Origin of the sequence: Azohydromonas lata (assembly GCF_034427735.1) — a bacterium.
GTDB lineage: Bacteria > Pseudomonadota > Gammaproteobacteria > Burkholderiales > Burkholderiaceae_C > Azohydromonas > Azohydromonas lata.
In genome coordinates this window covers 13,904-29,035 of the sequence record NZ_JAXOJX010000079.1, presented here as the reverse complement: position 1 = coordinate 29,035, position 15,132 = coordinate 13,904, and the positions used below count along the sequence as shown (strand labels likewise).

The 15,132-nt window shown below is 71.5% G+C and carries 10 protein-coding genes; 3 read left to right on the top strand and 7 right to left on the bottom strand.

The window, feature by feature from the left end; translation table 11 throughout:
• On the bottom strand, positions 1 to 457 hold a 457-nt coding region (locus tag SM757_RS29480), incomplete at its 3' end, for an NnrS family protein (RefSeq protein WP_322468077.1).
• A gap of 250 nt (positions 458 to 707) precedes the next feature.
• Between SM757_RS29480 and SM757_RS29475 the strand changes: the two genes are divergently transcribed.
• Both SM757_RS29475 and SM757_RS29470 read left to right on the top strand, forming a co-directional pair.
• On the top strand, positions 708 to 1,850 hold the full coding sequence (locus tag SM757_RS29475) for a mechanosensitive ion channel family protein (RefSeq protein ID WP_084267592.1): 1,143 nt from the start codon (positions 708 to 710) through the stop codon (positions 1,848 to 1,850).
• Between the two features lie 153 nt (positions 1,851 to 2,003).
• A complete protein-coding gene (locus SM757_RS29470) occupies positions 2,004 to 2,828 on the top strand; it encodes a DNA/RNA non-specific endonuclease (RefSeq protein WP_322468076.1) in 825 nt (274 codons plus the stop codon).
• A 45-nt stretch (positions 2,829 to 2,873) separates the two neighbouring features.
• Here SM757_RS29470 and hppD read toward each other — a convergent pair whose 3' ends face one another.
• The 5 genes from hppD to SM757_RS29445 form a co-directional block, all read right to left on the bottom strand.
• Entirely contained in the window at positions 2,874 to 3,956 is a 1,083-nt protein-coding gene (hppD, locus tag SM757_RS29465; protein WP_322468075.1) for a 4-hydroxyphenylpyruvate dioxygenase, read from the bottom strand.
• 32 nt (positions 3,957 to 3,988) lie between these two features.
• On the bottom strand, positions 3,989 to 5,212 hold the full coding sequence (locus SM757_RS29460; RefSeq protein WP_322468074.1) for a Glu/Leu/Phe/Val dehydrogenase dimerization domain-containing protein: 1,224 nt from the start codon (positions 5,210 to 5,212) through the stop codon (positions 3,989 to 3,991).
• 311 nt (positions 5,213 to 5,523) lie between these two features.
• The gene (locus SM757_RS29455; RefSeq protein ID WP_066341603.1) at positions 5,524 to 6,318 is read right to left on the bottom strand and encodes an ABC transporter ATP-binding protein; all 795 of its coding nucleotides are present in this window, start codon (positions 6,316 to 6,318) and stop codon (positions 5,524 to 5,526) included.
• The gene (locus SM757_RS29450; RefSeq protein ID WP_066341601.1) at positions 6,318 to 7,271 is read right to left on the bottom strand and encodes an ABC transporter permease; all 954 of its coding nucleotides are present in this window, start codon (positions 7,269 to 7,271) and stop codon (positions 6,318 to 6,320) included. The genes SM757_RS29455 and SM757_RS29450 overlap by 1 nt, the downstream gene beginning before the upstream one ends.
• A gap of 115 nt (positions 7,272 to 7,386) precedes the next feature.
• Positions 7,387 to 8,370 carry an ABC transporter substrate-binding protein gene (locus SM757_RS29445; RefSeq protein ID WP_066341600.1) on the bottom strand — a complete coding sequence of 328 codons (984 nt, stop codon included), beginning with the start codon at positions 8,368 to 8,370 and terminating at the stop codon, positions 7,387 to 7,389.
• Between the two features lie 171 nt (positions 8,371 to 8,541).
• Between SM757_RS29445 and SM757_RS29440 the strand changes: the two genes are divergently transcribed.
• The gene (locus SM757_RS29440) at positions 8,542 to 9,018 is read left to right on the top strand and encodes an Lrp/AsnC family transcriptional regulator (protein ID WP_066341609.1); all 477 of its coding nucleotides are present in this window, start codon (positions 8,542 to 8,544) and stop codon (positions 9,016 to 9,018) included.
• A gap of 65 nt (positions 9,019 to 9,083) precedes the next feature.
• On the opposite strand, the gene SM757_RS29435 is transcribed toward SM757_RS29440, so the two are convergent.
• The gene (locus tag SM757_RS29435; RefSeq protein ID WP_322468073.1) at positions 9,084 to 15,116 is read right to left on the bottom strand and encodes a CHAT domain-containing protein; all 6,033 of its coding nucleotides are present in this window, start codon (positions 15,114 to 15,116) and stop codon (positions 9,084 to 9,086) included.
• Between the last annotated feature and the right edge of the window lie 16 nt (positions 15,117 to 15,132).

Below are 15,132 nucleotides of genomic sequence, written 5' to 3'. Positions count from 1 at the left end.
CCGCGCGCAGCAGCCGCCACAGCCGCAGCACGGCGCCGCTCCAGCCGGCCGCGACACAGGCCAGCCCCATGCCGGCCATCAGCGGGGCTTGTGCGCCGCCGTCCGCCAGCGCGAGGCCGAACGCCAGCCAGCCCGCGAGCTGTGCGCCCACCGCCGGCAGCAGCGCCGCGGCCTTCACCGGCGGCGCCTGCACCCAGCGCGCGCCGGCCGTGCAGAGAAAGCCGGCAACGAACAGCGGCATGAAGCCCCAGGCCGCCCACAGCGCATGCCCGGCGCCCAGGGGCACGCGGCCCGCCGGGCCGGGCCACCACAGCCGGGCGGCCCACCCCAGCGCGCCCAGGGCGAGCACGAAGGCCCCGGCCACGAACCCCAGGCGGGCGGGCGAAGCAAGCCAATGGCGCGGATGCCAGGAGCGGCGCGCCGCGGACGACGGCGGCAAGGAGGACACGCAGGACATGGCGCGCAGGCTGCCGCCCAAGGGCGGCCTCGGCCTTGAGCTGCATCAGGCCCAGGCGGGCGTGCCGGCGACGGCGGCCGCCGCGTCCCATGCCGTGGCGCCCGCAGGGGGTAAGCCGCTTCGCCAACGGCCTTCCCGACGCGCCGCCACCCCCGGGTGCGCGCCTTGCTGCAGTGCCGCAATCGCGGAAAACCGCCGCCGCGCCCGCGTCAGCGGCGCGGGCGCGGCCGCACACAAGGAGCACTTGGGCATGCCGGGTTGGGCAGATTTCGACGGATTCACCACCACCACGTTCCTAGGCGCCTCGGCGCTGAGCTGGGCCACGGCGCTGGCCGCGGCGCTGGCGAGCTGGATCGCCATGCGGCTGGCGCTGCGCTTTCTCACCCGCCGCGCCAGCGCCGTGGCGCACCGCACCACCAACCGCGTCGACGATTTGCTCGTGGACCTGCTGCAGTGCACCAGCCGCGCGCTGCTGCTGGTGACGGCGCTGCTCATCGGCCTTTCCATGCTGGACTTGCCCGCGCGCTGGAGCACGCGCGTGAGCCAGCTCTGGTTCCTCACGCTGGCGCTGCAGTTCGGCCTGTGGGGCAACCGCGCCATCGCCATCGGCCTGCGCCGCTACGAGGAGCGCCATGGCGCGGGCGGCATGGCCACGCAGGTCAGCACCTCCGCCACGCTCCTGCGCTGGGCACTGCGCACGGTGCTGTGGGCCGTGGTGCTGCTGGCCATGCTGGCCAACCTGGGGGTGAACATCACGGCGCTGGTGGCCAGCCTGGGCGTGGGCGGCGTGGCCGTGGCGCTGGCGGTGCAGAACATCCTGGGCGACCTGTTCGCCTCGCTGTCCATCGCCGTGGACAAGCCGTTCGAGGTGGGCGACTTCATCACCCTCGCCGGCGTGGCCGGCAGCGTGGAGCAGGTTGGGCTGAAAACCACGCGCATCCGCGCGCTCAGCGGCGAGCAGATCGTCATCTCCAACACCGAGCTGCTCAAGCAGACCATCAACAACTACAAGCGCATGGAAAAGCGCCGCGTGGTCTTCAAGTTCGGCCTGAGCTTCGGCGCCACGCCGGAGCAGGCCGAGGCCGTGCCGGCCCTCGTGCGCCGCGCCATCGAGTCGCAGGACAAGACCAAGTTCGACCGGGCCCACTTCATGGCCTTCGGCGACAGCTCGCTGGACTACGAGGTGGTCTATTTCGTCCTGTCGGCCGACTACAACCTCTACATGGACATACAGCAGCGCGTCAACCTGACGCTGATGCGCGAGTTCCGCCAGCTCGGCGTGGACTTCGCCTTCCCCACCCGCACGCTGCAGATGCCTGGGCTGGAAGCGCGGCTGGCAGCGCAGCCCCGCCCGGACGAGGCGCCGCAGCGCCCGCGCCGCGTGCTGCCCTGAAGCAGCGCGGCCGGGGCGGTGCCGGCGCAAGGCCGGCCGTGAAGAAGCGGCGTCGCACCCGCGCGACGCGTCCCGGGAGCGGCCGGTGCGGGCCTTAAGCTCGCGGCCGTCCTCACTTCTTCGCCATCTGCAGTCGGCGCCCACAGCGGCGCCTTGCGGTGCCGTACCGGCCGCCCCCGATGTTGTTGTTCCCCGCAGTACCCCGCAGTACCCCGCAGTACCCCCCCGTCGTCCTTTCCCCTGAGATCCACGAAGCGGCTGCTGCCGGCCCTGGGCCTGGCGCTGCTGGCCACGCTCGCGCAGGCGCAGGGCTTCAACCAATGCAAGGCCATCTTCCCGACGGCGCAGCCGCCGCGCGTGGCCGTGCCGGCCGGCGCCACGCGCGAGCTGTGCTACGACGCCTTCGCCACGCTCTACTCCGGGCGCAGCAAGACGCCGCTGTACACGGTGGAAAAGCTCACCCGCGAGCAGTTGCTGGACGCCAAGGACGAGGAGCGCACCAACCGCTTCTTCCCCGACGCCCGCCTGCCCAGCGCCGAGCGCGCGACGCTGGAGGACTACAAGGGCAGCGGCTACGACCGCGGCCACATGGCCGCCGCGGCCAACATGCCCACGGCGCAGGCCATGGCGCAGTCCTTCTCGCTGGCCAACGTGGTGCCGCAGGCCCGCATCAACAACCAGCGCACTTGGGCCGAGATCGAGAAGTCCACGCGCCGCTACGTGATGCGCGCCGCCGGCCCGGTGTACGTGTTCACCGGCCCGGTGTTCCCGCGCCAGCGCCAGCCGCGCACCATTGGCGACGGCGTGTGGGTGCCCAGCTATCTCTACAAGCTGGTCTACGACGCCTCCACCCGCCGCGCCTGGGCCTACTGGGTGGAGAACAGCAACGAGGCCAAGGTGGCGCCGCCCATCACCTACAAGGAACTGGTGGATCGCACGGGGATCGAGTTCCTGCCGGGGGTGCTGCCTGGACCGTGAGAAACGGCGACCGGCGCCCACCGCGCCGCCGGCCGCCCAAGCGCATCAAGCCTCCTGCGTCTCCAGCACGCCGCGGCGGATCTGGTCGCGCTCCATGCTCTCGAACAGCGCCTTGAAGTTGCCCTCGCCGAAGCCGTCGTCGCCCTTGCGCTGGATGAACTCGAAGAACACCGGGCCCATGAGGGACTGCGAGAAGATCTGCAGCAGCAACCGCTTGCTGCCGTCGCGGGTGGTGCCGTCCACCAGGATGCCGCGGGCTTTGAGCTCCTCCACCGGCTGGCCGTGGCCGGGCAGCCGCTCCTCCAGCATCTCGTAGTAGATGTCGTTGGGCGCCGTCATCACCGGGATGCCCGCCATCTGCAGCGCGTCCACGCTGGCCAGGATGTCGTCGGTGAGCAGCGCCACGTGCTGTATGCCCTCGCCGTTGAAGGCCATCAGGAACTCCTCGATCTGGCCGGAGCCTTTCTTGGACTCCTCGTTGAGCGGGATGCGGATCATCCCGTCCGGCGCCGTCATCGCCTTGGAGGTCAGGCCCGTGTACTCGCCCTGGATGTCGAAGTAGCGGATCTCGCGGAAGTTGAAGAGCTTCTCGTAGAACGAAGCCCAGTACGCCATGCGCCCGCGGTACACGTTGTGCGTGAGGTGGTCAATGACCTTGAAGCCGTGGCCGGCCGGGTGGCGCTCCACGCCGTCCAGGAATTCGAAGTCGATGTCGTAGATGCTCTTGCCATCCTCGAAACGGTCGATCAGGTACAGCGGCGCGCCGCCGATGCCCTTGATGGCCGGCAGCCGCAGCTCCATCGGCCCCGTGGGAATTTCAACGGGCTGCGCACCCAGCGCCAGCGCGCGGTTGTAGGCCTTGTGCGAGTCCTTGACGCGGAAGGCCATGCCGCAGGCCGAGGGGCCGTGCTCGGCGGCGAAGTACGAGGCCACGCTCTGCGGCTCGTTGTTGACGATGAAGTTGATGTCGCCCTGGCGGTAGAGCAGCACGTCCTTGGAGCGGTGCTTGGCCACCAGGGTGAAGCCCAGCTTCTCGAACAGCGGCTCCAGCAGGCCGGGCGTGGGCGAGGCGAACTCGATGAACTCGAAGCCCATCAGGCCCATGGGGTTCTCGAACAGGTCGGACATGGCGGTTTCTCCTTAGGAATCGATTCAGGCGTTCAGACCAGCTGGTCCAGCGCGAGGGTGTAGGCGGTGCGGGCCAGCCCCGTGGGCTCCACCGAGCGCTCGCGGCAGCGCTGCAGGGCGTTGAGGATGGTGGCGGAAACGTCGCCGAAGACGGCCTCGTCCCCGTGGGCGCCCTCACCCATGAGATAGGCAAAGGCACGCGCCATGCCGCAGTTGGCAACGAAGTCCGGGATCACGGACACGCGGCCGTCGGCGTATTCCTGGATGGGCCCGTAGAAGATCTCGCTGTCGGCGAAGGCGACGTTGGCGCCGCAGGCGATGACTTCCAGGCCGCCCGCCACCATGGCGTCCACCTGCTGCTGCGTCACCAGGCGCGAGGCGGCGCAGGGCAGGAAGATGTCGGCGCCCACGCTCCAGATGCGGCGGTTGATCTCTTCGAAAGGCAGCAGGTCGTCGGCGGCGAGCTGGTTGCCGCGGCGGTTCAGGAACAGCGCCTTCACCTCGTCGAACGTGAACCCCGCCGGGCGCAGCAGGCCGCCTTCGCGGTCGATGATGCCCACCACCTTGGCGCCGGCCTGGGCCAGGTAGTAGGCGGCCGTGGCGCCCACGTTGCCCCAGCCCTGGACGATGACGCGCTTGCCCTGCAGCTCGCGGCCCCACAGCCGCTGCTGGTGGCGCACGGACTCGGCCACGCCCCAGCCGGTGATGAGGTCGGCGACCGTGTAGCGGCGCGCGGCGTCGGGGGTGTAGCGCGCGTCCTCCACGGCGTGGGCCACGCCGCGCCGGAGCTGGCCGACCTTGCGGATGCGCTCGCTCTCGCCGGGGTTGAAGTGGCCGTTGACCACGCCCTCCTGCGGGTGCCACAGGCCGTGGCTCTCGGTGATGGGGATGACCTCGTGCATCTCGTCCACGTTGAGGTCGCCGCCCGTGCCGTAGTAGCTCTTGAGCAGCGGGGCGACGGCCTTGTACCAGCGGCGCAGCACGTCGGCCTTGCGCGGGTCGGCCGGGTCGAAGTCGATGCCGGACTTGGCGCCGCCGATGGCGGGGCCGGACACGGTGAACTTCACCTCCATGGTCTTGGCCAGCGACTCGACCTCGCGCCGGTCCAGCCCGCGGCGCATGCGCGTGCCGCCCCCGGCGGCGCCGCCGCGCAGGCTGTTGATCACCACCCAGCCGCGCGCGGGCGTCTGGTCGTCATGCCACTCGAACACGATGGCGGGCGGCTTGTTCTCGAAGCGCTGGAGCAGGTCTTTCATGGGAGGTCTCCTGGTGAGCCTTGGCGTTTTCGGGTGTGGCCAGGGCAAGAAATCGGGGGGCTTGCCGGAAACCGGCATGCGTCGCTAACTGACTCGTCATCCCCACGCAGGCGGGGATCCAGGCGGCCCCCAAGCCGGCCGCCCGCTCATGTCGCGGCGTGCCGAGGCCTGGGCCCTGGCGTTCCTGCACGGTCCCTGCGCGCCGGCGTGGGACCGCCTGGATTCCCGCCTGCGCGGGAATGACGAAGTAGGGAGCGTGGCGTGTTGGCTTACGGCTCACGGCTCACGGCTCACGGCTGGCAGCAAGCCGGTCAAGCCAGCAGCAGCTTGTCGTCGTCGATGCGTTCGCCCCGCGTGCGCTCGAACATGCGCAGCAGGTCCGGCACGTCCAGGCCCTGGCGCTGCTCGCCGCTGACGTCCAGCACCACGCGGCCCTGGTGCAGCATCACGGTGCGGTGGCCGTGGTCCAGGGCCTGGCGCATGCTGTGGGTGACCATCAGCGCGGTGAGCTGCTGCTCGCGCACGATGCGGTCGGTCAGCTCCAGGACGAAGGCTGCCGTGCGCGGGTCCAGCGCCGCGGTGTGCTCGTCCAGCAGCAAGAGCTTGGACGGTTGCAGCGACGCCATCAGCAGGCTCACCGCCTGGCGCTGGCCGCCGGAGAGCAGCCCCATGCGGTCGGCCAGCCGGTTCTCCAGGCCCAGGTTGAGCGTGCGCAGCTTGGCGCGGAACAGCTCGCGCACCTGCTTGTTGAGCGTGAGCGCCAGGCCCCGGCCCTGCCCGCGCTTCCAGGCCAGCGCCATGTTTTCCTCGATGCTCAGCGCCTCGCAGGTGCCGGCCATGGGGTCTTGGAACACGCGCGCCACCAGCGCGCTGCGCTGCCAGGCGTTGCGCCGCGTGACGTCCTCGCCGGCGATCTCGATGCGGCCGCTGTCCACCAGCAGGTCGCCGCTGATGGCGTTGAGGAAGGTGGACTTGCCCGCGCCGTTGGAGCCGATCACGGTGACGAACTGCCCGCTGGGAATGTCCAGGTCCAGCCCGCGCAGCGCGCGGTTCTCGATGGGCGTGCCGGGGTTGAAGGTGATTTCCAGTCGTTGGGCGCGCAGCATCACAGGGCCTCCTTGGTCGTCGCGGTATTGCCGGCCTTGGCCGACTGGGTCGAAGCAAGCGAGGCCGGTGCCTTGCGCTTGCCCAGCTTGCGCTTGAGCTGGGGGCTCAGCAGCGCCAGCGCCACGAGCACGGCGGTGACGAGGTTGAGGTCCTGCGCCTGCAGGCCCAGGAAGTCGCTGTTGAGCGCGGCGGCGATGAAGAAGCGGTAGAGCACGGCGCCCAGCACGCAGGCCAGCGTCGCCAGCACCAGGCCGCGTGCCGGCAGCAGCGTCTCGCCCACGATGACGGCGGCCAGGCCGATGACGATGGTGCCCACGCCCATGGAGATGTCCGCCCCGCCCTGCGACTGCGCGAACAAGGCCCCGGCCAGCGCCACCAGCGCGTTGGACAGCGCCAGGCCGTAGATGGTGAAGCGGTCGGTGGAGATGCCCTGGGCGCGCGACATGCGGGCGTTGTTGCCCGTGGCGCGCATGGCCAGGCCGGCTTCGGAGGCGAAGAACAGGTCCAGCAGCCCCTTCACCACCGCGACCACGGCCAGCATGAGCAGCGGCTTGAAGACGTAGTCCGGCCAGTCGTTGAAGGTGAACAGGCTGAACAGCGTGGGCTCGGTGATCAGCGCCACGTTGGGCTTGCCCATCACGCGCAGGTTGATCGAGTACAGGGCGATCATCACCAGGATGCTGGCCAGCAACTGCATGATGCGCAGCCCAACGTGCAGCCAGGCCGTGAGCGCGCCGGCGGCGGCGCCGGCCAGCATGGCGACAACGGTCGCGGCCAGCGGGTTCCAGCCGGCCACGATCAGCGTGGCGGCCACGGCGCCGCCGAGCGGGAAGCTGCCGTCCACCGTCAGGTCGGGGAAGTTGATGACGCGAAAGGAGATGAAGACGCCCAAGGCGACCAGGCCAAAGATCAGGCCTATCTCCAGGGCGCCCAGGGAAGCGATGAGGGACATGCGGGGTTTCCTGCGGCAAGGCTGCGCCCGCACGCGCCGCTGAAGCGGCGCGCCGGACGAAAGCGAAAACGGGTTGAGGACGGAAGAGGTGGCGACGGCACCGCCGCCGCGGCGCTTATTTCTGCGCCACCACCTGCTTGGCGGCTTTCAGAAGGTCCTCAGGCAGCGTCACGCCCTGCTTCTGCGCGGCTTCCGGGTTGACGTGCAGCTCAAAGCGCTGGCTGGTCTGCGCCGCGATGGCACCGGGCTTCTCGCCCTTGAGCACGCGCACCACGAGCTGGCCGGTCTGGCGGCCCAGGTCGTAGTAATTGAGGCCCAGGGCGGCGACGGCGCCGCGCTTGACGGCGTCGGTGTCGGCCGCGACCACCGGCAGCTTGGCCTGCTGCGCCACCTTCACGATGCCCTCGAAGGCCGACATCACGTTGTTGTCGGTGGGCGCGTAGATCACGTCGGCCTTGCCGACCAGGCTTTGCGCGGCGCCGGGCACGTCCACCGTGCGCGGGGCGGCAGCTTCCACCAGCGTCAGGCCGGCGGCGGCGCAGGCTTTCTTGAGCGCCTCGACGATGGCCACCGAGTTGGCCTCGCCGGGGTTGTAGATCACGCCCAGCTTCTTCACGTCCGGCCGCACGCGCTTGACCAGCTCGACGTGCTTGTCCAGCGGCGAGGCGTCGGACACGCCCGTGACGTTGCCGCCGGCGGGCTCCCAGCTCTTGACGAGCTTGGCCGCCACCGGGTCGGTGACGGCGGAGAACACCACCGGGATGTCGCGCGTGGCGGCCACCGCGGCCTGGGCCGACGGGGTGGCGATGGCGACGATGGCGTCCGGCCGCTCGCCCACGTACTTGCGCGCGATCTGCGCCGCGGTGCCCGTGTTGCCCTGGGCGCTCTGGTAGTCGAAGCGCAGGTTCTTGCCGACCTCGTAGCCGGCGGCCTTGAGCTCGTCGCGCACGCCGTCGCGCGCGGCGTCCAGCGCGGGGTGCTCGACGATGGCGGTGACGGCCACGCGCTTGACGGCGGCCTCGGCGGCCAGGGCCGTGGCGGGCAGCGCGCAGGCCAGGGTGAGGGACGCGAGGGCGGCGCGGAAGAAACGTTGTTGCATGGGGGCTGTCTCCGGTGTCGTCCGCTGCGGGGCTCTTGGCCCGGCGCGGCGCTCGTTGCGAACAGGCGAAACTTTAGGCAGCACGGCGCGCAATTGCTTTTCATCAAGCGTGCGGGGCTTCCCCTGAAAGCGAGACAGAATTTCGTATTGCTCTCGAACGGGGAAATTTCCGTGCACGCGCTTGATCTGGATCGAATCGACTGCCGCCTGCTCACGCACCTGCAGGCCAACGGCCGGGCCTCCAACCTGGAGCTGGCCGAGGCGGCGGGCCTGTCGCCCGCGCAGGCGCACCGGCGCCACCGCCGGTTGGAGGAGCTGGGCCTGATAGGCGGCTACCACGCGCAACTGGACGCGCGGCGGCTGGGCCTGACGGTGGTGGCCTTCATCCACATCGGCATGGAAAAGGGCCACCTGCGCGACCTGCCCAGCTTCCAGGGCCTGGTGGCCGACCTGCCGCAGGTGCTGGAGTGCTACTCGGTGACGGGCGACTTCGATTACGTGCTCAAGGTCGTGGCGCAGGACCTGAAGGCGCTGTCCACCTTCCTGATGGACACGCTCATGCGGCTGCCCGGCGTCAACAGCGTGCGCTCCAGCGTCTGCCTGGACGAGATCAAGTGCACGACGACGCTGCCGCTTGGGCAGGCGTGAGGCGTCGGCGCGGCCAGGCGCCAGACGGCCTCATCCTGTTCGGCCGGCGACTCGGCGGGCCGTCCTCACGCCCCCCTGCCGCGCGCCGCCCTCTTCTTGGCCGCCACCGTCTTCTTCCCGCGCGCCGTGCCGGCCTTGCTCTCCTGGGGATCCGCCGCGGGCGCCGCATCCTTTGCCGCATCCGCCGGCGGCTTGGCCATTGCCCGATCGGCGCGCCGGTAATCGGTGGCCTTGAGGCCCTGCGCCAGCGCCAGCAGGTGCGCCGCCACGTGCCACAGCGCCGGCACGCCGCTGTGCAGGAACAGCGCATCGGCCAGGCGCGAGAGCTGGCACAGGTGGCTCAGCACGGAGTCCAGCTCGCGCGGCTTGATCATCAGCCGCGCCAGCTCGGCGCGGTAGGCCTGCAGCAGCTGCTCGCGCGCGGGCACGGCGGCTTCGCCCTGGTCGAGCGAGCCGTCCAGCAGCGCCTGCACCACGCGGGCCTCCAGGGGCATGAGCGCCGTCCAGGCGTCGGCCTGCGCGGCGAAGGCGCGCCGCGCCTCCTCCTCGCTCACCCGCGCCAGCTCCAGCGCCTGCGCGGCCTGCGCCGGCGCCGTCGCGGGCTGCGCCTTGAGCAGCAGGGCCTGCAGCGCCAGCCCGTTGAGCGCGTTGTAGGGCCTGAAGCCGGGCTGGCCCGGCTCGCCCTGGCCGGCGCGGTAGGCCTCGGCGCTGTCGGACAGCATGCGCTCCAGCGCCTTGCCGGCCGAGCTCGGTACCGGCGACGCCTCCAGCAAGTCGCGCGCATGCAGGACGGCCAGCCGCTTGAGCGCCCCGCCGCGCAGCGCGCCGCGCTCGGCGTTGAGGGCGCCGCTGCGCTGGCCCTCGCCCTCTCCTTCGCCGCGGCCCTGGCCCACCAGCCGGTCCAGGTCGTCCAGCCGCTGCAGAGCGCGGCGTATCAAGTCCTTGTCCTTCTGCTTCTCGCCCAAGCGGGCCTCGACGTTGGCGAGCTGCTCGATGTCGCGAATGGGCACGCGGCCGAGCTGGTCCTCGGCCTGCACGGCGCAGAGGTAAGCCTTGCGGGCTTCGTCGTCATGCTTCAGATCGGCCCACGTGGCCCCCAGCGCCGATTGCAGCGAGGGCGAGTGGCGCCAGTCCGGCGGGCAGCGCTTGTCCAGCAGGTCCTGGATCTCGTCGCGCTGGCGCTTGAGCTCGGCATCGGTCAGCGCCTCGGAGCGCCGCGCCAGCGCCGCGCGGCGTGAGGCCAGCTCGTCCAGCAGCTCGTCGGGGCTGGCGACCTGGGTGTCGCCGTCCCCGGCGGCGCGGGCCTCGGCCATGCCCTCGGCGCGCCAGTCGGCGTCGCCATAGGCCTGATACGCCCCCCAGGTGATGTCGCCGCCGCCGTCCTGGTAGATGGCCTGGCGCGCCCGGAACACGGCCTCGCCAAAGGGCTGGCGGTGCAGCAGCAGCTCCTTGTAGAAGGTCTCGCCGAAGTCGCGCGCGAGCTTGTCGTTGACGGCCCAACCCGCCACCACCACGCAGCGCACGCCTATGGCCATGAGCTCGCGCGCGACGCTGGCCGCGAGCTTGTTGGCGTCGCGCAGGCGCTGCGCGCCGCCGTCTACCTGGCCCAAGTGGCAGCAGGAGAGGAAGACCAGCTCAGGCACCCACTCCATGGCGGAGATCTCCGCCGCGGTGATCAACAAGCCGTCGGAGAGCACCACGCCGGAGCGGCGCCCGCCGTCCACGTGCGCCAGGTCGAACACCCCATGCGCGGCGATGTGCAGGATGCGCCAGGGCCGGCGCAGCAGTTGCGCCATCACGTCCACCGCGCGCTGGTCGGCACCGATGGCGGTGCGCACCTCGTAGCCCAGGCCGGTGAGCACCTGCGCCACGGCGTTGGCCTCCGCCTCGGCCCCCTGCAGCGGCGGCAGCGGTTGCGCCGGCCGGCCATTCACGAGGAAGGCCAACTCAAAACCCTGCACGGACGGGTTGCCCACCACCAGCGCCGTGTGGCCCACGCTGGGCCGCACCTGGCGGCGGTACTCGGCGCTGGCGAGCTGGCGCACCATGGGCATCTGCAGCGCCATCGGCGGCGGGCCCGCCTGCGCCAGGCCGCCGGCCTGGGCGTCGGCGGCGAACATCAGCTCCCAGGGCATGTTGGCGGTGTACTCGTCCAGCACCAGCACCACGCGCTGCAGTTGCCGCCCGGCCTCCTTGAAGTCGTGCGGCACCATGAGCTGGAACAGCATGCGGCCGATGTCCTCGTTCCACACGGGCGAGGCGATCTGCTGGCGTATGAGCGCTTCCACCAGGCCCGGCTGGCGCTGCTGCATCTCCGTCTCGGCCCGCGCGCGCTGGCCCACGTAGACGAAGCGCAGCCGCGTGGCGATGCCGGCGGCGCGCGAGGGCGCCGGCGCGGCGGCCGCGCCCGGGGCCGGGACAGGCGCACCGGCGGCGCCGTCGTCCGCGCCGGTGATCATGAGCCGCGGCCAGTAGGCGCTGGAATGGTTGTCGAACAGGCGCTGGCGCAGGCCCTGCCCCTGGCGCAGCGTGCGCCGGCACACCAGCGCCGTGCCCTGGCTCTGCGCGAGCTGCGACAGCCGCGAGCCCTCCTGCGCCAGGCGGCGCAGCGCGTACACGGCGGTGATGGCGGTGTCGAGGTAGAGCTCGACGATGTCCAGCCGCCCAACGCACAGCCGCAGCCGCGTGCTCTCGTGGAAGCGCGCGTTGGCCTCCAGCACGCCGCGCACCAGCGCCTCCACGGAGCTGTCCACGCCGAGGTTGGCGTTGGAGTTGTAGCCCAGCAGCAGCGTGGCCAGCGGCAGCTCGTACTCGGCGTCGGCGCCGTTCACCTGCGCGCCGAGCTGGTCGGCCAGTTGCAGCAGCAGCCGCAACACGCCGGCGCGCACGGCGTCCGTCAAGTCCGTGCCGCTCAGCGGCTGCTCGTAGCGGCCCAGACCCGTGACCACCGCACCGCGCACCATGCCCGCGCCCAGCGGGCGCAGCGGCGACACGCGCAGCACCACGGTGGCCGTGCCGCGCGCACCGGCGTACAGGCCCAGCGCCCGGCGGCGGCTCAGGTCGCCTTCCAGCAGCTCGCGGTCGATGAGGGCCTCGGGGCCGGCAATGGGGTCGTTCTCGTAGTGGCCCACCAGCAAGGGCTGCGTGAGAAAGCGCAGGTCCGTGGCGGTGACGCCCACTTCCAGCCGGCGCTTGGGCCGCGGCTTGATGCGCGTGCGCGCCTTGCCGCCCACGGCGGCGTTGATCAGCGCGGCATCGGAGAGCACGGCCGGCGGCCCGGCGTCAAAGACCACGGGGCCCTGCGGCTCGGCGGCGCGGGTGACGGGCGGCGTCTGCGCCAGCGCCGCGGTGCTGCCCTTGACCAGCAGCTCCGCCAGCGCACTGAAATGCTCGCGCGTGTCGCACAGGTTGCCGTGCTCGGCGGGCATGAAATAGTGCTGGCCGACGTTGCCTATGCGCCCGGAGGCCCAGGTGACGGTACCGTCGCCGCGCGGCGTGCCCTGGAGCTTGAGCCGCCCGTTTTCCACCACCAGGCCGCAGGTGGTGTTGAGCGCCACGCCAAACACGTAGATCGCTTTCGGGGCGTAGGCGGCGGGCAGGCTGGGCGGCTCGGACCTGGGCTGGCCGCCGTTGTCCTGGCTCCACAGCCAGCCGCCCTCGGTGAGCGCCTGCTGCAGCGGCACGGCCATGCGGCCGTCGCCGAACCAGAAGTCCTTGACCGTGGGCTTCAGGTCGTCCCAGGTGGTGGAGAGCATGAAGTTGCGCTGCAGCGCATCGGCTTCGGTCTGGAATTCGTCCACGAAGCCGGGGCGCGGCAGCAACTGCAGCGCGCCGCGAAAGCCCGCGACGATGCCCAGCAATTCCTCCAGGCTGTGCCGCGTGTCCATGGCCGCGAGGGCGCGCAGCATGCCGCCCTTGCCCAGCAGGTTCTGCACCATGGTGTGCGAGCCCTGGTGCGGCGTGCCCAGCATCACCAGCCGCGCATCCGCGCGGGCCATGAGCTCGTCCATCACGGCGCGGCGGCGGTAGATGCAGGCGCGCACCACCAGGCCGCCCATGCTGTGCGCCAGCAGCCGTATGGGCTGCTGGGTCTGCTGCAGCAGTTGCGCCAGCAAGGCCCCCAGGCGCTCGCCCAACACGTCCAGCGGCTGGCGCCAGTCGTAGGCGAAGGCCACCACGCGGTGCGTGCGGGCCAGCTCCTCGATCAGCTCGCCGTAGGACAGCGCCAGCGGCGATTCGGCCTCCACGCCCTCGCTGCCCCAGGCGACGCGGTCCAGCCCGCCGCGCAGCAGCCGCAAGGGGTCCAGCCAGATGCGGTCGCCCTTGGCGCGCAGCGAGGAGCCCATGATGCCGGGCAGCAGCACGACCACGGGCAGCTCGGCCGCGGCGGCGGCGCGGGTCTGGCCTTCCAGGGCGCGCTGCAGCCTTTCCTGCAGCGCCGCCTCGTCCGGCGGCAGGTCGACGAAGGCCGGCAGCGTGCGCGGCTCCTTGCTCACCAGCCAGTCGCGCAGCGCGGTGCGGGTGTCGAGGTTGGCGAAGTAGCGGAAGTGCGTGGTGGCGCGGCTGCGCTCCAGCAGCGCGCGGGCGCCGGCGCGCGCGGCGATGCCGGCCAGCATGGCCGGCGTGTCCACCACCAGGTCGTTGTCCACCTGGTCGAAGAGCAGGAAGTCGGTGAGCAGCAGGCCCAGCCGCGACAGCGCGGTGCCGCCCTCGGCGTCCCCGGCGATCAAGCCCATGGCGATGCCGGGCTGCACCGGCGCCTGGCGCAGCAGCCGCGCCAGGGGCGAGTCCGGCAGCATGGCCTCTATGCCGGGGACCATGTGCGGGTCGGTGCGGCGCTGGGCGATTTCCAGCACCACGCGCTTGAAGACCGCGTACAGCGGGTTGCCGAAGAACCACGGGTTCAGGCCCAGCAGGCTCAGGATGCCGGAGAGGAACAGGTCGAAGTTGCCGCCGGCCAGCCGCGTGCCGTTGGCCGGCGCGGCCACGCGCACGTAGCGCTCCACGGTGAGCTGCCTGTCGGCCAGCAGCTCGGCCAGCCGGGCAAGCTGCGCGCGCTGCTCCCCGTGCGCCTTGTCCATCTCGTCGGCCAGCGTGGAGGCCGGCGGCAAGGCGCGCTCGCCCTCGGCACTGCCCGTCCCCTGGAACTGCCTGGGGTCGCGGCGGTACTGCGCGATGAGGGCGCCGAAGTCGCGCAGGCACAGCAGGTCGGCCACCAGGCCGCCGCGCGAGTGCGACACCAGGCTCACGCGCGCCCCCCTGGGCAGCGCGCCGGCCAGCGCGATGGCGTTTTCTATGGGGCTTCTCGACAGCGTGTGGTGCTCCAGGGCGTAGAGGCCGCCGGGGTAGGCCTTGCGCAGCGCGGCCCACACGTCGCGCTCGCCGCTTTGCAGCTCGCCGAAGCTGCCCACGGTGTTGGAGGCGGTGCCGTGGACGAAGACCAGCAGCGGCTTGCCGTCGTAGTCCTTGAAGTGCTCCGGCTCCACGGGCTTGGGCGTGCCGGCGCCGGACTCGGTGGTGTCCCAGGCGCACAGCAGGTCGTCTCCGGCCATGACCTTGTTTTCCAGGACGCTCGTCAAGGCCTTGGTGCCGGCCCAGGACAAGCCCAGCTCCACGGCCTGGACACCCGCGTCCTGCAGCAGCGCGCCCTGGTCCAGCTCGCCGTGCAGCACAGCGCGGATCACGCGCTTGACCACCGCCTTGCCCAGGTCGGCCACCAGGCCGCGCGAGGGCATGGCGGTGGCCGCGTTGAGCTGGTCCAGCCGGATGCGGTCGCCGTCCACGAGGTCGGGGCGGCTGCGCAGCAGGCTCGCGCGCAACTGCACCACGCTCGTGACCAGGGTGCTGCCGTCCTCCAGCTCCAGCAGCAGCACTTCGCCCTCGCCGGCCTGCATGGTGCCCACGGGCTGCGCCGTGCCGGCCTCGCGGGCGGCGGGAGACAGCAGCACGGTCTCGCGCACCTCCAGGATGCCAGCGGGCAAGAGCTTTTTCTCCGCGTCGTCTGCAGCGCCTGCTGCACCGCGCGCCGCGCTGCTCAACAGCGCCGGCTGCGCGTCGTGTGTGGCCTGCCAGCCCTGCACTTCAAGGACATGCGCCATGTGTCGTGCTCCCGCG

Excerpts from the sequence above, each read along its gene's own strand:
- SM757_RS29475 (WP_084267592.1), top strand. The coding sequence starts at position 708 with ATGCCGGGTTGGGCAGATTTCGACGGATTCACCACCACCACGTTCCTA.
- hppD (WP_322468075.1), bottom strand. The coding sequence starts at position 3,956 with ATGTCCGACCTGTTCGAGAACCCCATGGGCCTGATGGGCTTCGAGTTC.
- SM757_RS29460 (WP_322468074.1), bottom strand. The coding sequence starts at position 5,212 with ATGAAAGACCTGCTCCAGCGCTTCGAGAACAAGCCGCCCGCCATCGTG.
- SM757_RS29455 (WP_066341603.1), bottom strand. The coding sequence starts at position 6,318 with ATGCTGCGCGCCCAACGACTGGAAATCACCTTCAACCCCGGCACGCCC.
- SM757_RS29450 (WP_066341601.1), bottom strand. The coding sequence starts at position 7,271 with ATGTCCCTCATCGCTTCCCTGGGCGCCCTGGAGATAGGCCTGATCTTT.
- SM757_RS29445 (WP_066341600.1), bottom strand. The coding sequence starts at position 8,370 with ATGCAACAACGTTTCTTCCGCGCCGCCCTCGCGTCCCTCACCCTGGCC.
- SM757_RS29435 (WP_322468073.1), bottom strand. The coding sequence starts at position 15,116 with ATGGCGCATGTCCTTGAAGTGCAGGGCTGGCAGGCCACACACGACGCG.